At 62.7% G+C, this 18,314-nt stretch carries 22 protein-coding genes; 15 read left to right on the forward strand and 7 right to left on the reverse strand.

Going from position 1 to position 18,314, the window contains the following annotated elements; all coding sequences use genetic code 11:
* Positions 1-84: 84 nt before the first annotated feature.
* Complete coding sequence (locus C453_RS05915; protein WP_049907542.1) at positions 85-357, reverse strand: winged helix-turn-helix domain-containing protein; 273 nt, start codon at positions 355-357, stop codon at positions 85-87.
* A gap of 121 nt (positions 358-478) precedes the next feature.
* Complete coding sequence (locus C453_RS20380; RefSeq protein ID WP_169316543.1) at positions 479-640, reverse strand: hypothetical protein; 162 nt, start codon at positions 638-640, stop codon at positions 479-481.
* 95 nt (positions 641-735) lie between these two features.
* Between C453_RS20380 and C453_RS05920 the strand changes: the two genes are divergently transcribed.
* Entirely contained in the window at positions 736-1,494 is a 759-nt protein-coding gene (locus C453_RS05920; RefSeq protein WP_008323307.1) for a class I SAM-dependent methyltransferase, read from the forward strand.
* Between the two features lie 69 nt (positions 1,495-1,563).
* Positions 1,564-2,466 carry a glycosyltransferase family 2 protein gene (locus C453_RS05925; RefSeq protein ID WP_008323308.1) on the forward strand — a complete coding sequence of 301 codons (903 nt, stop codon included), beginning with the start codon at positions 1,564-1,566 and terminating at the stop codon, positions 2,464-2,466.
* Between the two features lie 94 nt (positions 2,467-2,560).
* Here the strand turns inward: C453_RS05925 and C453_RS05930 are convergent, their stop codons facing one another.
* Positions 2,561-3,385 (reverse strand): amidohydrolase family protein, encoded by an 825-nt coding sequence (locus C453_RS05930; RefSeq protein WP_008323309.1) that lies wholly within the window; start codon positions 3,383-3,385, stop codon positions 2,561-2,563.
* A gap of 148 nt (positions 3,386-3,533) precedes the next feature.
* On the opposite strand from C453_RS05930, the gene C453_RS05935 reads away from it, so the two are divergent.
* From C453_RS05935 to thsA, 3 genes are all read left to right on the forward strand, one after another.
* The gene (locus C453_RS05935; protein ID WP_008323310.1) at positions 3,534-4,211 is read left to right on the forward strand and encodes a helix-turn-helix domain-containing protein; all 678 of its coding nucleotides are present in this window, start codon (positions 3,534-3,536) and stop codon (positions 4,209-4,211) included.
* Positions 4,212-4,336: 125 nt separating this feature from the next.
* The gene (locus C453_RS05940; protein ID WP_049907543.1) at positions 4,337-4,618 is read left to right on the forward strand and encodes a HalOD1 output domain-containing protein; all 282 of its coding nucleotides are present in this window, start codon (positions 4,337-4,339) and stop codon (positions 4,616-4,618) included.
* A 134-nt stretch (positions 4,619-4,752) separates the two neighbouring features.
* A complete protein-coding gene (gene thsA, locus C453_RS05945) occupies positions 4,753-6,315 on the forward strand; it encodes a thermosome subunit alpha (RefSeq protein WP_008323313.1) in 1,563 nt (520 codons plus the stop codon).
* 25 nt (positions 6,316-6,340) lie between these two features.
* On the opposite strand, the gene C453_RS05950 is transcribed toward thsA, so the two are convergent.
* Genes C453_RS05950 through C453_RS05960 form a run of 3 tightly spaced genes read right to left on the reverse strand, consistent with a single transcriptional unit; the run spans position 6,341 to position 8,284 of the window.
* Entirely contained in the window at positions 6,341-6,955 is a 615-nt protein-coding gene (locus tag C453_RS05950) for a trimeric intracellular cation channel family protein (protein ID WP_008323315.1), read from the reverse strand.
* On the reverse strand, positions 6,955-7,737 hold the full coding sequence (locus C453_RS05955; RefSeq protein ID WP_008323317.1) for an SAM hydrolase/SAM-dependent halogenase family protein: 783 nt from the start codon (positions 7,735-7,737) through the stop codon (positions 6,955-6,957). Before C453_RS05955 ends, C453_RS05950 begins: the two co-directional genes overlap by 1 nt.
* Position 7,738: 1 nt before the next feature.
* The gene (locus C453_RS05960) at positions 7,739-8,284 is read right to left on the reverse strand and encodes a nicotinamide-nucleotide adenylyltransferase (protein WP_007545193.1); all 546 of its coding nucleotides are present in this window, start codon (positions 8,282-8,284) and stop codon (positions 7,739-7,741) included.
* Positions 8,285-8,453: 169 nt separating this feature from the next.
* Between C453_RS05960 and lonB the strand changes: the two genes are divergently transcribed.
* From lonB to C453_RS05980, 4 genes are all read left to right on the forward strand, one after another.
* On the forward strand, positions 8,454-10,535 hold the full coding sequence (gene lonB / locus C453_RS05965) for an ATP-dependent protease LonB (protein ID WP_008323319.1): 2,082 nt from the start codon (positions 8,454-8,456) through the stop codon (positions 10,533-10,535).
* A 6-nt stretch (positions 10,536-10,541) separates the two neighbouring features.
* A complete protein-coding gene (locus C453_RS05970; RefSeq protein WP_008323321.1) occupies positions 10,542-11,486 on the forward strand; it encodes a CPBP family intramembrane glutamic endopeptidase in 945 nt (314 codons plus the stop codon).
* Between the two features lie 50 nt (positions 11,487-11,536).
* A complete protein-coding gene (locus tag C453_RS05975; RefSeq protein ID WP_008323323.1) occupies positions 11,537-11,875 on the forward strand; it encodes a hypothetical protein in 339 nt (112 codons plus the stop codon).
* 90 nt (positions 11,876-11,965) lie between these two features.
* Positions 11,966-12,457, forward strand: a complete 492-nt coding sequence (locus C453_RS05980) for a DM13 domain-containing protein (protein WP_008323325.1) — start codon at positions 11,966-11,968, stop codon at positions 12,455-12,457.
* A 27-nt stretch (positions 12,458-12,484) separates the two neighbouring features.
* Here C453_RS05980 and C453_RS05985 read toward each other — a convergent pair whose 3' ends face one another.
* Positions 12,485-12,940 carry an MGMT family protein gene (locus C453_RS05985; protein ID WP_008323327.1) on the reverse strand — a complete coding sequence of 152 codons (456 nt, stop codon included), beginning with the start codon at positions 12,938-12,940 and terminating at the stop codon, positions 12,485-12,487.
* A 151-nt stretch (positions 12,941-13,091) separates the two neighbouring features.
* Here C453_RS05985 and trpC point away from each other — a divergent pair, with 151 nt between their 5' ends.
* The 6 genes from trpC to C453_RS06015 all read left to right on the forward strand — a co-directional run bounded on the left by trpC (position 13,092) and on the right by C453_RS06015 (position 17,870).
* On the forward strand, positions 13,092-13,859 hold the full coding sequence (trpC, locus tag C453_RS05990; protein WP_049907544.1) for an indole-3-glycerol phosphate synthase: 768 nt from the start codon (positions 13,092-13,094) through the stop codon (positions 13,857-13,859).
* Positions 13,856-15,094 carry a tryptophan synthase subunit beta gene (gene trpB / locus C453_RS05995; protein WP_008323334.1) on the forward strand — a complete coding sequence of 413 codons (1,239 nt, stop codon included), beginning with the start codon at positions 13,856-13,858 and terminating at the stop codon, positions 15,092-15,094. The genes trpC and trpB overlap by 4 nt, the downstream gene beginning before the upstream one ends.
* Positions 15,094-15,927: a tryptophan synthase subunit alpha gene (gene trpA / locus C453_RS06000; RefSeq protein ID WP_008323336.1), complete on the forward strand. Its 834-nt coding sequence runs from the start codon at positions 15,094-15,096 to the stop codon at positions 15,925-15,927. Before trpB ends, trpA begins: the two co-directional genes overlap by 1 nt.
* Positions 15,928-15,951: 24 nt before the next feature.
* Positions 15,952-16,752, forward strand: a complete 801-nt coding sequence (locus C453_RS06005) for a 2-amino-3,7-dideoxy-D-threo-hept-6-ulosonate synthase (RefSeq protein ID WP_008323338.1) — start codon at positions 15,952-15,954, stop codon at positions 16,750-16,752.
* A gap of 104 nt (positions 16,753-16,856) precedes the next feature.
* Positions 16,857-17,279 (forward strand): methylated-DNA--[protein]-cysteine S-methyltransferase, encoded by a 423-nt coding sequence (locus C453_RS06010; RefSeq protein WP_049907549.1) that lies wholly within the window; start codon positions 16,857-16,859, stop codon positions 17,277-17,279.
* 396 nt (positions 17,280-17,675) lie between these two features.
* On the forward strand, positions 17,676-17,870 hold the full coding sequence (locus tag C453_RS06015) for a hypothetical protein (RefSeq protein WP_008323342.1): 195 nt from the start codon (positions 17,676-17,678) through the stop codon (positions 17,868-17,870).
* Positions 17,871-18,314 lie beyond the last annotated feature (444 nt).

Here is an 18,314-nt window from a genome sequence, read left to right on the forward strand (position 1 = left end):
GGGGGGAAGTTATCCGGTTCGCAAAATGGTGGCTTGGTCTGTGGGAGTACGCCCCCACGGGCGGTGTTCGGTTGTGTCGGCAGCTTACGTGTTGAGGAAGTACACTTGCTTGCGCGCGTCCTTGAAGGAGTAACGCGAGCCGACGAGGTCCGACTCTTCGAGACGGTTGAGCGCGTAGCGGACGGTGCGGTCCGGCAGCAGCGACTCGTCCGCGAGCTGACCCTGCGAGAGGGGTGCATCGCTCTCGAGGACCTTTGCGACGAGCTTCGCGCTCGGTGGGAGTTCACGGAGGCGCTCACGGAACTCGGCTTCCGAGAGCAAGTCTTCAGTATCGGGCTCTGCAGTGGTGGTGCTCATATCCATCACAGCAACCTCCTCTGTGTTAAGGGTTAGCTTCAAGTGTGTCAAAACAATCCAGACACCTTATACACATATAATCATCATGAAGAAACAATATGGATACTAACTGGCGGTGAGGTTATGCAGATTCTTGCATCGTATCGACGGCTGGCGTCTGTGTTCGATACCGGCCCAGTCCCGCGTGACAGTCGGGACAGTGAACCACCAACCACTCACCGCGGGTGTGGCGAACCAGGTCTTCTGCGTCGTGAGTCGCCCCACACACTCGGCACGTTGGCATATGCCATGCTACGGTCTCTGGCGGTGAAAACGTATCCCCCGACGGCGAGACGTATCCAGTACCGTTTTAGGGTCGCCCCCGCGACTACCCGTAGCGTGAAAGGAAAGGAGTGGTACCAGGCCGACGACGTCGCCCAGGAATACGACTCGAAGCGGTTTTCCAAGGGCGGTCGGCTCATCGACCGGCGCGAGAAAGAGGCAGTCCTAGCTGCGCTCGGCCCAGTCGAGGACAAGAACATTCTCGAAATCGCCTGCGGAACGGGTCGGTTCACCGTGATGCTCGCACAGGAGGGGGCGAACATCGTCGGACTGGACATCTCGCGGGCGATGATGGCACAGGGACGGGAGAAGGCTCGTGCAGCAGGTGTAGCTGACCGAATCGAATTCCTCCGCGGTGACGCTGCTCGCCTTCCGTTCCCGGACGACCACTTCGATGCGGTGTTCGCGATGCGGTTTTTCCACCTCGCGGACACCCCGGCGAAGTTCCTCGCGGAGATGGCGCGCGTCTCGAAAGAGCAGGTCTTCTTCGATACGTTCAACGACCAGAGCCTTCGGGTCGCCTACAACTGGCTGCTTCCGATGGGCTCGCACCTCTACTCGGAGCGCGACGTGCAGCGACTCCTCGACGACGCGGGTCTCGACCTCGTCGACGCCGCGCACGATTTCGTCCTCCCCTTCGGATTCTACCGAAAGATTCCCAACGGCGTCGCACGACCCTTCCGCGGCATCGACTTGGCAATCGGCGACTCCACTGTCGGTGACGACGTCGCGTCGGTTTCGTACTGGAACGCGCACGTCACCCAGTCGGCCGCCGCCGACACTCGTGCGACGGACCGTGCGAGTGACGCCGAGTGACGTTCGCTGCGGGAGAAATTACCACGATTCTCGATTTACATTTAAGTACGTCCACCGCAAGTGTCGGGTATGGACCTCTCGGTTGTGCTCCCGACCCTCAATGGTCGGGACCGTCTCGCGGCCAGCCTCGACGCGCTGGCTGCCCACGCCCCTGACGCCGAGGTCATCGTCGTCAATGGCCCGTCGGCGGACGGGACGACCGGGATGGTACGAGAACGCGACGACGTGGACGTACTCGTCGAACTCTCCGACCGAAATCTCAACGTCGCCCGCAATGCCGGTCTCGAAGTGGCGAGCGGCGAGGTCATCGCACTACTTCGGTACGACCTCTCTGTAGAGTCGTCGTGGCTCTCGGCGCTCGAAGCAAGCATCGAAGATGCCGACGTTGTCACCGGACCGCTCCACCAGACACTCAAAAACGGGATGACGACCGAGTCACTCGAACAGAACACGATTGCCGGACGCACGGTCACGTACTTCAACGGCGGGAACGTCGCGTTCCGCCGACAGGCTATCGAGTCGCTCGACGGCTTCGACGAGTATCTGGAGACTGGTGGCGCGCGCGACGTTGCTCACCGACTCGCTGCGTTCGGAAAAGAGGTCGTCTGGGCACCTGAGATGTGCGTTCGCCGGGAGTTCGAGGCCGACGGCGGTATCTCGGAGCGAGATTGGGGCTGGAAGTATCGAGCGCTCACATATCGACTCGTGAAGAACTACGGCCCCCGACCTGCGATGGCGAAACGAACACTCAAACACGCTCTTTCTGACGCTGCTGATGCTGCCTACGGTGTACTCACGGGTGACGTCACGCCGTCTGGGTGGGTTGGAACCGGCGGCGATGTCCTCGGTGGAATCGCGACGGGGGCGTCCGACGGTCTCGTTGCGAGGGCCCGCGACCGGTCGCGGACACGGAACCCACACGGGTGTTCGAAGCGGGCCGACCGCGCAGTCGCGCGCTACGATTGGCGGTAAGGCATCGGCGGATGCTGGTTCTGGCGGCGCTCACGACTGTTGGTTCTGGTGACGCTCAGGGTCGCCGCTGACGACGCTCACGAGAGCGACTCGCTTACTCTCCACCAGGCGCGAGCGCGTCGATGACGCGGGCGGCGTTCTTCGAGAACGCTTTCGCCATCGCGTCTTCCGAGACGTCGAGTGTCAGTATCTCCATGATGCCTACGTTCGGGTGCGTTTCGGGGGCACCGCTGCCGAAGAGCACGCGGTCGGGGTGTTCCAGTAGCGCACGTTCGAGAACACTTCGATACCGAACGAACCCTGTTTCGAGATACAGGTCGTCGTGGTCGTCGAGCAGGTCGATAGCTTCGTGCATCAGGTCTCGGTCGAGTGGGTAGCCGCCGAAACTCGAGAGAATGACGGGGAACCGACCCAGAAGCGACGACTCGACAGCGGACGGTTCGAACGACTGGCCGCCGTGGACGAACACGGGAAGTCCGACCTGTTCGAGCATCGCCAACGTTTCTTCGTCCGGGAGACCGTCGACCGAGGGGGCGAGACAGAAGCCGTGGAATCGGTCGTCGTAGGCGTACTGCTCGATGTCGCCGGGGTCGGCGTGGTGGTCGGCCCGCGAGGACGTGAAGTTGCGAAGGCGGGCGGTCGCTTTGGCGCTCGGGTCGCGCGGCCCGTTGATGCGGGCAAACGCCAGAAACGGTCTATCGACGCTCATCCGCGCGACGGCGTTGTTCGGTCGGAGGTAACTCTGCCCCTCGGGTTGTGTCCCCGGCGAGACGAGTGCGCGGACGACACCCGCTTGGTGCAGTTCGCGCTCTAACCGTTCTGGACTGATTTCCCTGCCCCGCGTCGCCACCGAGTGTTCGTCGGGGTCGAGGCGGGCGTTCACGTCGACGACCCTGAACCCGTGTTCCAACTCCAACATCGTCTGTTGCTCATCGGTGAGCGCCAAATAGGTTTAGAAACCACAGCGCAAGAGTCCTGTAAGACGAGAAAACATTCATTTCTACCTTTCTTCTTCGGTGGTACACAACGACTCAGGTTTTTGACTAAATCTCACGTAGAGAGAGAGTGTGTGTCTGATTGCAGAGGCAATCGCCCCGTTCTCGGCGCTTCCACTCGTCGAGGCAGACGCGCTCGGTGACCTCGAGCTCGAACTCGAACGGACGGTACCGACGGCCGAGCGGCGACAGCAGCGTCTGTGGGTGTGGGGACCGGGGGCGTCGAACTTCGACGCACACGCTGTGTTCGACTCCAGCCTCGGCGACGTTTCGTGTCTCGAGTCAATTCCCGGTGGGGCGTTGTACCGACTCCAGTGGGACGCCGCACAAAATACACTCCTTACGGCGCTGACGGACCTCGATATCACGCTCTTGGAGTGTGTCGGCACGAACGAGTCGTGGGAACTGCGACTCCGTGCACCGTCACATACGTCTCTCAGTGACCTCCGAACACGCTGTGAGGCCCATGACATCTCACTCGAATTCGACCGCATTACGTCGGTCGAAGAGGAGTCCGCACCGCTTGGAACGAGACTCACCGACGACCAGCGCGAAGCGCTCGTGCTCGCACTCGAACGCGGCTACTTCGACGACCACCGGCGCACGTCACTCGACGAACTCGGCCGCGAACTGAATATCTCGCGGCAGGCCGTCTCCGGCCGACTTCGCCGGGCATATCGGACACTCGCAGAACAGGTGCATGAGGAGACGGTCCAAAGCGAACGTCGCAATCGAGATGTCGACTATTGAACTTCTCTAACTACTCACTAGTTTATTCAACACAGGAACAGGATTTCCCCCGATAGTGAAGGCAGAGTGTAATATCTTTCATAGTCAACCCATACGCATAGGTACCCAATCTTCGTTAACACAGTATGGATAACCAGCGCGATGGAAATGCTGGGTCCGTGGTCTCAGTGTCTCTCGACGGGTACGAAGAGGTTGCGGTCGCGGTTACCTCGGCCGTGGCGACGGCAGCAGAACTCAACCCACTCGACCTTCCACCATTGGCAGACGTTGGAGTCGACCCTGAAGCACTTGAAACACTTTTCGGGACCACTCACGACCAGTCTCTGACCTTCACGTTTCGATACGCAGGACACCTCGTCACACTCGCTGGCGATGGCTCTCTCACCGTCGACCAAGAAGGAGGCTAGCTAGTTCTGGCGATCGGAGAATAATCGACGTAAGCGGCGCTCTGTCGCGTGATTACACTGCGCATTCACTGGGGAAAGATATTTATAGAACTGCAATCGTTGATAGCGGTTGAGGTTTCAACATGGCATCACGAATGCAGCAACCGATGTACATCCTGGCAGAGGGTTCGCAACGAACACGCGGTCGGTCCGCGCAGGACTCGAATATCCGTGCCGGGAAGGCGGTCGCCGAGGCCGTCCGAACCACCCTCGGACCGCGCGGGATGGACAAGATGCTCGTCGACTCTTCGGGCGAGGTCGTCATCACGAACGACGGAGCGACCATCCTTCAGAAGATGGACATCGAACATCCCGCTGCCCAGATGATCGTCGAAGTCTCTCAGACCCAAGAAGAGGAGGTCGGCGACGGCACGACCACCGCCGCCGTCCTCACCGGCGAACTCCTCGCCCACGCCGAGGACCTCCTCGACGACGACCTTCACCCGACTGTCATCGTCGAAGGTTACACCGAAGCGGCGGCAATCGCACAGGATGCCATCGACGAGAGTGTTCTCGACGCCGAACTCGACGACGACCTCCTCCAGAAGGTCGCCGAGTCGTCCATGACCGGCAAAGGAACCGGTGACGTGACCGCCGACGTACTCGCGAAACACGTCGTCAAGGGTGTCAGAATGGTCCACGAGGACAACGATGGCGCGTTCGACCGCGACAACGTTCGCGTCCTCACCCGTACGGGTGCCTCCTCGTCTGCGACCGAACTCGTCGAGGGTGTCGTCCTCGACAAAGACCCCGCCAGCGATAATATGCCCAAGTCGGTCGAAGACGCCGCTGTCGCCGTCCTCGACATGAAGCTCGACGTACGCAAAAGCGAGATGGACACCGAGTACAACATCACCTCGGTCGACCAGCTCACCGCAGCCATCGACGCCGAAGACGCCGAACTCCGCGGCTACGCGAAGTCGCTCAAAGAAGCCGGTGTCGACGTCGTGTTCTGTACGAAGTCCATCGACGACCGCGTCGCTGGCTATCTCGCCGATGCTGGCATTCTCGCGTTCGAGAGCGTCAAGAAGACCGACGCCCGCGCTATCGCCCGTGCAACGGGTGCGAAGCGCCTCGGTTCGCTCGAAGACATCGACGAGTACGACCTCGGCCACGTCGACTCCGTCAGTCTCCGCACGTTCGGCGACGACGAACTCACCTTCGTCGAGGGCGGTGCGGCGGCCAAGGCTGTGACGCTGTTCCTCCGCGGCGGCACTGAACACGTCGTCGACGAACTCGAACGCACCATCAACGACGCTGTAGATGTCGTCGTCGCCGCCGTCGACAAGGGCGGTGTCGTCCCCGGTGCTGGCGCGACCGAAATCGCCATCGCCGACCGCATCCGGTCGAAGGCCGCCGGTATCGAGGGCCGCAAGCAACTCGCCGTCGAGGCCTACGCCGACGCCGTGGAGGCACTCCCGCGCACCCTCGCCGAAAACACTGGTCTGGACCCCATCGACGCACTCGTCGACCTGCGCGCCCGCTACGACAGCGAAGGCATCGCAGGCATCATCTCGACCGGCCGGGCGGGCGAAATCGGCGACCCAATCGAATACGGCGTCATCGACCCCGCGGCGGTCAAGCGCGAAGCCATCGAATCCGCCACCGAAGCCGCGACGATGATTGTCCGCATCGACGACGTTATCGCCGCAGAATAACGTTCGACGCCCAAACTTTTCACTATCACACCCGCGGGAGTCGCCACTCGTACCGAAGCGCCGCCATCCGAACGAGAAACACTATCGCGGCGCACAGCCCGGACGGAATCCCCGTCGGCGCACCGACCCATTGCGCGGCGAGAAACGCGAGACCGCCGACGACAGCAGGTGTCGCGTAGAAGTCGTCGCGGAGGACCACCGGCACGCGACCGATGAGGATATCGGCGATAGAACCGCCGCCGACGCCCGTGATAGTTCCGAGGATGACGACGCCAAACGGCGAGACTCCGGCTTCGACACCGACCAGCGCGCCCGTGGCAGTGAATGCTGCGAGACCGATTGCGTCGGACGTCAGAAACGCGGGGTGGTCGCGGACGCGACCCTGCAGCATGTGGATGAGAACGATAGCGAGGCCGACGCCGACGAGCGCGACCGACATATCGCCGGTCGTCGCGAGCGACGCCGGGACGCGGTCGACCAGAATGTCGCGGGTGGTCCCGCCTCCGAGCGCCGTGACGACGCCGAGGACGGCCACGCCGAACACGTCGAGCCCGGCGTCGGCCGCCTTGAGCGACCCGGCAACGGCGAACGCGAGGAGGCCGACGACGTTCATCACCGCGAAGGGGGCGAGGTCGACCATCAGTCGCGGACCACGCGAACGCTGTCGCCCGGAGCGAGACCGAACGCCTCGTCGCCGCGGCCGTGGTTCACGTCGCACTCGACGTTTCCGTGACTCCCGACGGTGACGAGTCGCTCACCGCGCGGGACGGCCTCGAAGGTGTGGCCGACCGGTACGTCCTCGCCGTTCACCGTGACGTGGTCACATCCGCGGACGAACTCGCCCGGCACGTTCGTGATGCAGTTGCCGAAGTCGTCGACGACGAGCACGTCGCCGGTTGCGACTCCAGTTTCAGAATCGACCGTCGCAGTCGGGAGCGTGAGGTCGACGAGGTCGTCCGTATCGAGGGGCGAAAATCGCTCGATGTCGCCGAGTTCGTCGGGTGCCACGTCGTGGGCGTCCGCGGCGGCCGGGGCGAACACGTCCCGGCCGTGGAACGTGGTGGATGCCGGATTTTCGACGCGGATTTCGTAGGCGTCGATGGTCGGACCGCCGTCGGCTTCGTCGGCGATGCGGCGCGCTGGGGGTCGAAGCACGCCGTTGTCCGGCCCGACGAGGACGTGGTCGCCGACGCGGAGCACGATTGCTCGACGGTCGGTTCCGACGCCGGGGTCGACGACGACGAGATGGACTGCCGGTGGGAAGTACGGAAGCGTCTCACGAAGCCAGAACGCAGCGGCTCGAACATCCTGTCTGGGCAGGTCGTGCGCCACGTCGACGAGGCGGGCGTCAGTTCGCGAGAGCACGACGCCTTTCATCGCCGCGGGGTACGCCGACCCGAAGTCGGACGCGAGCGTAATCATCTCAGCACGGGTTCGGGTCGTCGTCGGACGCTACGTGCTCTGACCCGTCGGAGGCGGTGACGCGCTGAATGCGCTCGATACCGCCGATTTCGTAGACGACGTCCACGACCGCATCGGGGACGAGCGACTCCCAATCTCGGTCTTCGATCATCCGCTGGCGGACTTCGGTCCCTTCCAGCACGTCGCGGTTGAACATGGGCGATTGGCGAACCTCGACGCCCGCCTCTTTGAACAGTTGGATAACGAGTGGGTTGTTGGAGTAGGCGACGTCGAACGCCGGCGACATCGACTGGACGTGGCTCACCCACACCGAGTTGCGGTCTAAGTCCTCGATTGGAACCGCGTACGTTGTGACGTCGAAGTCCTTGACGGCTTTCGTGACCATCATGATGCGCTCGCCGGCGGTAAACGGGTTCCGCGGCGAGTGCGAGTCGCCAGCGGACCCGATACCGAGAACGAGTTCGTCGACGTCTGCGGCTATCTCTTCGACCATCCGGTGGTGGCCGTTGTGGTACGGCTGAAACCGGCCGATGTAGAACCCCCGCATTGGTCAGGGCTTCGGTTGCTCCACTTATAAATACGCCGAGTTAGCTTAATTTCGGTATTCTGGTGGTAGGACTGTCGAAACCGGATAATACGGCCCGGTACGTGTGATGCAATCGGGGAGAAAGTATATCAGGCGTAGGGCCTACGTTAGAAGTAGCGACGACAGTTCTATGAGTAACGATACGAACACCGACGACAGCCTCCGCGAGCGGGAGGATTCACCCGACGACGCGCCCCAGGACACGGGCGGCGACAGCGGGTCGTTCCACCAGCACGAGGAGGCCGATGAGGTCGACAAGAAGACTATCGACGACCTCGGGAGCGACGTCGAGATCGAGGCCGACATCCGCGAAGACGTGGGCGAAGACGATCTCCTCGGCGGACTCGATATCGAGTCTACCGACGAGATTTCCGTCCCGGACCGGCTTGTCGACCAGGTCATCGGGCAGGAACACGCCCGCGACGTCATCATGAAGGCGGCCAAACAGCGCCGCCACGTTATGATGATCGGCTCTCCGGGTACGGGGAAGTCGATGCTCGCGAAAGCGATGTCCGAACTCCTCCCCCGCGAGGAGTTACAGGACGTTCTCGTCTACCACAACCCCGACGACGGGAACCAACCCAAGGTCCGCACTGTCCCCGCGGGCAAGGGTGACCAAATCGTCGAGGCGCACAAAGAAGAGGCACGCAAGCGCAACCAGATGCGCTCGTTCCTCATGTGGATCATCATCGCCATCGTGCTGGGCTACTCGCTTATCATCGCCCAGCAGGTTCTTCTCGGCATCCTCGCTGCAGGTATCATCTACCTCGCGTTCCGCTATGGGTCGCGCGGCAGCGACGCGATGATTCCGAACCTCATCGTGAACAACGCAGACCAGAAGGCCGCGCCCTTCCAGGACGCGACTGGTGCCCACGCGGGTGCACTCCTCGGCGACGTCCGCCACGACCCCTTCCAGTCCGGTGGGATGGAGACGCCGAGCCACGACCGCGTCGAACCCGGTGCGATTCACAAGGCCAGCAAGGGCGTGCTGTTCATCGACGAGATCAACACGCTCGACGTGCGCAGCCAGCAGCACCTGATGACGGCGATTCAGGAAGGCGAGTTCGGCATCACCGGCCAGTCCGAGCGCTCCTCGGGTGCGATGGTCCAGACCGAACCCGTCCCGACGGACTTCATCATGATTGCTGCGGGTAACCTCGACGCGATGGAGAACATGCACCCCGCACTCCGCTCCCGTATCAAGGGGTACGGGTACGAGGTGTACATGGACGACACCATCGAGGACACGCCCGACATGCGCCGCAAGTACGCGCGCTTCGTCGCGCAGGAAGTGGCCAACGACGGTCGCCTGCCGCAGTTCACCGCGGAAGCGGTCGAGGAAATCATCCTCGAAGCCCGCCGCCGCGCTGGCCGCAAGGGCCACCTGACCCTCAAGTTCCGTAACCTCGGTGGCCTCGTCCGCGTCGCAGGCGACATCGCCCGCGGCGAAGGCGCCGAGGCGACGACCCGCGACCACGTGCTGCAGGCAAAGCGCCGCGCGCGCTCCATCGAGCAGCAGATTGCCGACCAGTACATCGAGCGCCGCAAGGACTACGAACTCTCCGTCAACGAGGGGTTCGTCACCGGCCGCGTCAACGGCCTCGCAGTCATGGGTCAGGACTCCGGTATCATGCTCCCCGTGATGGCCGAAGTCACGCCATCGCAGGGCCCCGGTCAGGTCATCGCCACGGGGCAACTCAAGGAGATGGCCGAAGAGTCCGTCCAGAACGTCTCGGCCATCATCAAGAAGTTCTCCAACCAGGACCTCTCTGAGATGGACGTGCACGTGCAGTTCGTCCAGACCGGCCAGCAGGGCGTCGACGGCGACTCCGCCTCTATCACGGTCGCGACGGCCGTCATCTCGGCGCTAGAGGACATCCCCATCGACCAGTCGGTCGCCATGACCGGCTCGCTGTCGGTGCGCGGTGACGTGCTCCCGGTCGGTGGTGTGACCCACAAGATCGAAGCCGCCGCCAAGGCTGGCTGTGATACGGTCATCATCCCGGCCGCCAACGAGCAGGACGTCATGATCGAAGACGAGTACAAGGAGATGGTGGACATCATCCCCGTCTCGCACATCAGCGAAGTCCTCGACGTCGCCCTCGAAGGCGAACCAGAGAAGGACTCGCTCGTCGACCGTCTCAAGAGCATCACCGGCTCTGCACTCAACAAGGGCAAGGGCGTCGGACCCTCCAGCCCGAGTCCGCAGTAACGCCGAATGACAGACTGGGCGGCATTCGCTGGGTTCACTGGCGTCATCCTTGCCGTCCTCCTCACGCTCGCACACCTCTCGCGTGGCATTCCCCACGCCGACGGTGGCGACACACATTTTGCACACGACCTCGATTCGGCAGCGACCGCTGTCGACGACGATACTGATTCTGAGCACGTTCTCGACGGTAAAGACGAGAGCCGCATTTCCGACGACAGTCCACAGACCACCGACGCAACTGAACACGGCCCGTCGCTCGCGTCTCTCTCGCCAGCGCCGACCCCAGACGAGGACCACGAGTCGCGGGCGGCGACTGACACGACTCACGCCCCCCAGCCAGCACCCGACCAGAGTCACGAGCCATCGTCTGCGAACATCCCGCCGCACATGTTGCTCGCCAACGTCGCCGTCTCGCAGGGGTTGTTGGGTGCGTTTCTCGTCACGAGCGCGTGGTACACGTCCGTCCCGCTGTCGGCGCTCGGGCTCTCGCTTTCGGGGCTCCCGTCGAAACTCGCGGTGGGCGTCGCCCTCGGTGGCGTCCTCTACGCAGTGAACCGGGCCGGGTCGTCGGTCTCCCGCGAGTTCGGTCTCGTCCCCGACGAATCGCTGCGGGACGCGCTCACGCCGGAGACGACGACCGGATGGGCACTGTTGCTGTTCGTGGTGCTACCGCTCATCGCGGGCTTCGAGGAACTCCTCTTTCGCGGGGCGCTCATCGGTGCCATCGCTGTCGGATTCGACGTGTCGCCGTGGCTCATGGCCGCAGTCTCATCTGTCGCGTTCGGCGTCGGCCACGGCGCGCAGGGGCGACTCGGTATCGTCGTCACTGGACTACTTGGGTTCGCCCTCGCGGCGGCGTTCGTCCTCACACAGAGCCTGCTCGTCGTCATCGTGGCCCACTATCTCGTGAACGCGCTGGAGTTCGTCGGCCACGACGTGTTCGGCTGGTAAACTGTCCTGCGAGGCAGGGTGTTCAAGTCCCCTGCCCCCGGGTATCCAGTATGGATATCGATACACGGACGCTGACACAGGCGGGACTCATCGGGTACGTCGCGCTCGTCGTCGCGTCCATCGTCACCGGAAATCCGACGGTCGGACTCGCTGTGGACATCGCCTTCGGCGTCGTCTCTCTCCTCCTCGGCGTCGTCACGCTTCGGATACCCGTCGACAACCAGTTGAAGTACGTCGCAGGCGGTGGCTTCCTCCTCGCGGGACTCGCTCAGTTTGCCGAACTGGTCGTCGGCGACCCGACAATCGGACTCGCGAGCACGCTGTTCCTCCTCGGCGGGCTTCTCGGCTACCTCGTCTTGCGGCGACAGACCGACGCTGCGCCGTTCTGAGCGAAACACGGGACGCTGTGCCGAGATTTGGTACTGACTTTGCACCAACTTGGCACAGCGGTTATGCTTTGAGCCGACCGTTTTTGTGGTATGAAACGTCGAACACTGCTCGGGCTGGTTGGTGGCGGTGTCGCCCTCACCGTCGGTGGGGCGGCCGCCGCGGAGTTGTTCCTCCCAGAGCAGGCGACCCGAGTCACTGACGAAGGAGAGGCTGCCGACGCGACACCATTCTCGCGTGGGTCGTTCGTTGGGAAAGCGGGCCACGATGTCAGTGGCACAGTCACGCTCGCCCGCGACGACGACGGCCATCTCCTCCAGTTCGAAGACTACGAGCAGACACAAGGCCCGGACGTGTTCGTCTACCTAACGCCCGAAGCCGACCCAGACACGAAAGCCGCCGTCGACGATGGGGTGAAAGTCCTCATCGACGGCGGAGAAGACGGGGGCGAGAGCACGAAACTCGGGACGTTCACACAGCGACTCGAAGACGTAGGCGACCCCACGCGCTTCCGCGGCGTCGCAATCTGGTGTGACCGGTTCTCGACCCCCTTCGGAGCGGCGACGCTCGACCCCGTCGAGTAGAAGACCCGAGAGTCTGCTTCACACCGACTAGATTCCTTCTGCCCGCTGCAGCACCCGGACGACAGACTCGGGTGCAGCACTCGGGCCATCTGTCACCCGATGGTCGGGGACGACGACCGGGACGGGATTCCCTACGAGTGCGGTCCTGACGGTCCGGGCCGACTCGTCGTCTTCGGGGTCGAGACCGGCCATTCTGACGAGCAGTGAGCTATCGATGGTGTCGCCGCGAGGGACGTTTCTGAGGGCTTCGAGCACGCTTCGCTGGTCCGTCGGCACAGTGAGACCGATGGGAACTTCCGAGAGGTTCGCCTCCTCGCCGTCGAGTGCAGCGAGAATCGAATCGAGGTACTCGTGGTCCGATTCTGCGTCGTCGGGGACCGTCTCGGGAAACGAGACGCTGATGAGTTTGTTGCTGACCACGCCAATCTGTACGGCGCGGTCGAGTGCCGACGATTCGCGGGCGTAAATTCCGGCGAGGTCCATGTGTTCGCCTCACCGGGCCGGACGCTTGACCCTTCCGGCGTCTGCTGCCGCGTGGCTGTGCGCTCCCGCCGTGCCTGCCCGCACGCACGACAAAGAAATACGTACCTCTGACACAAGCCTTATGTACAGATACGTCCGTTAGTGAACATCAATGAACGCTAGTGGAGATAAATTGGCCCCGGAGGTGCGTTCCATTTTGGACGCCGCGCGGGAGCGACCCGGCGGCGACGCTCGCGTCTCGGTCGAGGCGCGGTCGTTCCCGGACGCCGTGTCGGCCACCGAGGCGGACGGGCGCGTTCCGCTTATCGCCGAGGTAAAGCCGACCAGTCCGACGACAGACGGCGTCCGTGAGGACGACCCGGTAGAGTTGGCTCGTGAGATGGTCGCTGGCGGCGCGACAGCGCTGTCGGTTCTCACTGAACCCGAGCACTTCGGCGGGTCGACCGAATCGCTCTCTCGCATCCGCGAGGCAGTCGACGTGCCCGTGCTTCGGAAGGACTTCATCCTGCGCGAGGAGCAACTCGACGCCGTCGAGTCGGACCTCGTGCTTCTCATCGCCCGGTTCGTGGGTGACGACCTCCCAGACCTCGTCGCAGCAGCACGCGACCGTGGGTTCCAACCGCTCATCGAGGTCCACACCCGAGAGGAACTCACTGCGGCGCTCGCCGCCGGTGCCGACATCGTCGGCATCAACAACCGTGACCTCGGCAAGCTCGAAGTCGACCTCGGAACCTTCGAGAAGTTGGCTCCAGAGGTTCCCGACGACGTACTTCTCGTCGCAGAGAGCGGCGTCCACACCACCGAGGACGTTCAGCGGATGCGNATGCGCGAGGCCGGGGCCGACGCCCTCCTCGTCGGAACCGCCATCATGGATGGTAACGTACGACAAAACACACGAAGACTGACCACATCGACATGAGTGTAGACGGAAAATTCGGCGATTACGGCGGACAGTACGTTCCCGAGGCCCTGATGCCGGCCATCGAGGAACTCGAAGACGCGTACGAGCGATACGTCCTGAACAACGAAGACGGCTTCATGGACGAGTTTCGGGCGCGACTGCGGGACTTTGGCGGGCGGCCAACTCCGCTTCAGCGTGCAGACCGGCTCTCGGAGCGATACGACCGCGAGGTATACCTCAAGCGCGAAGACCTCGTCCACGGCGGTGCACACAAGCTGAACAACGCGCTCGGTCAGGTCCTCTTGGCGAAGTACATGGGCAAGGACCGCATCATCGCCGAGACCGGCGCTGGCCAGCACGGGACGGCGACAGCGATGGCCTGCGCGCACCTCGACATGCCCTGTGAAGTCTACATGGGCGAGCGCGACATCAACCGCCAGCGCCCCAACGTCTTCCGAATGAAACTCAACGGTTCCGAGGTCAATCCCGTCACTGTCGGCCGCGGGACGCTCAAAGAAGCCATTTCCGAGACGATGCGCGACTGGGCGACGAACGTCGAAGACACCCACTACGTCATCGGCTCTGTGGTCGGTCCGCACCCCTTCCCGAGCATGGTTCGGGACTTCCAATCTGTCATCTCCGAAGAAGCGCGAACACAGGCCCGCGAGAAGATGGGTCGTCTCCCTGATGCCGTCCTCGCTTGCGCCGGTGGCGGGTCGAACACGATGGGTGCGTTCGCGGAGTTCGTCGAAGACGACGAGACCGAACTCTACGCCGTCGAAGCGGGCGGTTCGACGCTCGACGTCGACGAGGGGGCGGGCGTCGCGCCGAACTCCGCGTCGCTCACGACCGGGTCCGAGGGCGTGCTTCACGGCGCTCGCACGCGTCTCCTGCAGGACCACGACGGGCAGATTATGGAATCACACTCCATCTCTTCCGGCCTCGACTACGCGGGCGTCGGACCGGAATTGGCTCACCTCGTCGATACCGGGCGCGTCACCGCCGTCAACGTCGACGATGACGACGCGCTGACCGCCTTCCACCGCCTCTCACAGTTAGAGGGTATCATCCCTGCACTGGAGTCGGCACACGCCTTCGGCTACTTGGAGGAACACTCCGAGGAACTCGGCGAGTTCGTCGTCGTCAACCTCTCCGGTCGCGGCGACAAGGACCTCGAATCGGCCATCGAGGAGACCTACGAGCGCGACATCGATATCGCACCGAACATGGACGAGTTCACGGGGGGACTGTGATGTCGCTCGCAGACGCCTTCGCGGACGGCCCGGCGTTCGTCCCGTACCTCGTCGCTGGCGACCCGGATTACGAATCGTCGCTCGAATACGTCGAGGCGCTCGAACGCGGCGGTGCCGACGTTATCGAACTCGGATTGCCCTTCTCGGAGCCAATCGCGGAAGGGCCGACCATCCAGAACGCCATCGTCCGCGCGCTGGAAGGCGGGATGACGCCGGAGCGCTACTTCGAGTTCGTCGAAGACCTCGACGTGTCGATTCCGGTCGTCTGCATGACCTACTACAACCTCATCTACCGCTACGGCGACGCGGAGGGACCGCGCCCGTTCGTCCAGAAAGCGGCCGAAGTCGGTATCGAAGGCTTCGTCGTTCCTGACCTCCCAGCCGAGGAAGCTGACCCGCTGCGTGAGGCCTGCGACGAGTTCGGTCTCGACCTCGTGTTCATCGTCGCGCCGACGACGCGCGGCGACCGCCTCGACCGCATCATGCAGCAGGTTTCGGGCTACGTCTACGTGCAGGCACGTCTCGGCACGACGGGCGCAAAGTCGAACGTGTCCGACCAGACCGGGTCCAGTCTCGACCGCCTGTCCGACTACGACGTACCCAAGGCCGTCGGATTCGGAATCAGTAGCGGTGAACACGCAGAACGCATCGTCCGAGGCGGCGCTGACGGTATCATCGTCGGCAGCGCACTCGTGGACATCGTCGCCCAAGGATACGAGGACGGTGATTCCGCGAAAACGACCGCAGAACGCCTCGAAACGCTCGCTCGCGAACTCAAATCAGGTGCGGTAGATGGCGTCTCGCAACGCCCACCGCATTCGGAACGCACATAACTGCTCTGTCACCCTTTCACAAACATGAACACTGACGTTGGAATCTCGGCACGACTGGAACGCATCTCCACTGACGGACGATACCTCGTCGTCCCGATGGACCACGGCATCACACTCGGCCCGGTCAAAGGCCTCGTAGACATCGAATCGACAATCGACGGTATCACACGGGGCGGCGCTGACGCCGTCCTCACACACAAAGGGACAGCACCCAGAGTACACCCGAATAAAAACGGCAAAGGATACATCGTCCACGTCAACGGCTCGACGGTTATCGGCCCGGACGAAAGCGATAAACGACTCACCGGGACCGTCGAAGACGCGCTGCGCGTCGGTGCCGACGCCGTCTCCTTCCACATCAACGTCGGGTCGGAACACGAACCCGACCAGATGACGCAACTCGCAAACCTCTGTTCTCGCGCTGCTGACTTCGGTGTCCCCGTCCTCGCGATGTCCTACGCGCGCGGTCCCGACATCGACGAACAGGACCCCGAAGCACTCGCCCACGCCGTCCGCCTCGCAGAAGAAGTCGGCGCAGACGTGGTCAAGACGGCCTACAGCGGCGACGCCGAGTCGTTCAGCCGCGTCGTCGAAGCCACGCGCCTCCCGGTCGTCATCGCTGGCGGCAGTCGCGGCACGGACCGCGAGACGGTCGAGATGGTCCGCGGGACGATGGACGCCGGTGCTGCCGGTGTCTCGATGGGACGGTCTATCTTCCAGCACGACGACCCCGAAGCCATCACCCGCGCCGTGAGCGCGGTCATCCACGACGACGCCGACATCGATTCGGCGCTCGAACGCGCCGGACTGAGCCTCGAAGCGTAACGCCGCGTTTCTGTCACGGCTGTTTCCTCTTCTCGCATCGCATATCGGCATCGTCCGCATCCACACGCCATAGATAGATGGTCGCCGAGTGCGAACGGTGGTCGATGCACGTGACGATGTGGGGGTTCGACGTGGAACTGGACGAGCAACTGGTCGACACCTCCTCCGACGACCTGCGCACACAGCTATCTGAGTACGAAGCGGGCGCGCGCCGGTCGTTCGCCGCCGACGTTTGCATCCCCGACTCGTTCACCGGTGCGGTGATGCGAGCGATGCTCGACATCCCGTACGGTGAAACGCGAACCTACGGGGAGATTGCCGAGTCGGTAGGCGGCCACGCTGTCGCCGTCGGACAGGCCTGCGGGCGGAACCCCGTCCCGGTCGTCGTTCCGTGTCACCGTGTCGTCGGTTCGGACTCTCTTGGTGGGTTCTCTGCCGCCGGTGGGACCGACCTAAAGCGTGCACTCCTCGAACACGAACGCGACCGGGAGACGACACAGTCAGACCTGTCTGCGTATCGTTCCTAATCGACACGCGAGAGGGACGCATCCTCCTCCACCACGCTAACTGACGCCCTGGCGATTCTCGCGCTCGACGTCGAGTCTATCCACGTTTCACTCACAAAGGCGGGTCAGTAGCACAATTTTGAGATTTCATATCGCAGTATAGGATTTACACCTCGGGGCTGGGATGCCTCTGAAGATGAAGAAATACACTCTCAACGGTCCTACCGAAGGTTTTCTGCTGTTAACTCAATTAGGTGGGCTGGAGACGTTCTGTTCCAAAACAGAGTCGCATCTGAGCGTAGGACACGGTGCGCCGTGCTGCTTCGAGACACGTCTGCCCGGTGCCGGGGCGGAGCGAGATGTCTACGACACCACCCAACTGAAAATTAAAGAACCCCTGTCGAATACACGAGTCTGATGACACTCAGTGTCGAACGGTTCGCCTCTGAGACGACCATCGGCAGGTGGATGCAACTCGTCGGCCTGACAGTAATACTACTCGCGGGTGCAGACTATTTGGGATTCGTCGACGTGGTCTCGACGAGTGTGTACGCCATCGTGTTGTGTTCTATCGGCGCCGTTCGGTGGATTGCCGAGCGTCGCGCAAAATAGCATACCCCGAAATCGAGTTCCCTGTAGGACGGCAATTAGCTTTGACGAACCAGTATCTCGTACGAAGCACCTCACGCGGAATGACTTCTTCTGGGTGTGAACCCCCCGGAGTTGCGTACTGGATTACAGTGCTCACGAGTCACCCGACCGGGCGTCTTCAACGTGGGTGTGACATTGGGGGATACAAACGAATCGCCCCATCAGCGAGGCTCCCGATAGCGGAACTCGAATCGTAAACTCGCTCTTGCGATAGCGAACCCCTCTCCATCTCAACCCTCCTCTCCATCTCAATCCTCGGTCTTACCCTAACCTGGGTTTCCATCTCGCTGCGAATATTCGTGGGTCTCGGTGACGGTCTTCTCCGGGTAGCAGCGTCGCTGTCTATCTCTACTGTACTCAGCCCTCAACTGAGCCGATTTTTGTGCCATATCGCCTCGATAAATC

Source organism: Haloferax elongans ATCC BAA-1513 (genome assembly GCF_000336755.1).
Taxonomy (GTDB): Archaea; Halobacteriota; Halobacteria; order Halobacteriales; family Haloferacaceae; genus Haloferax; species Haloferax elongans.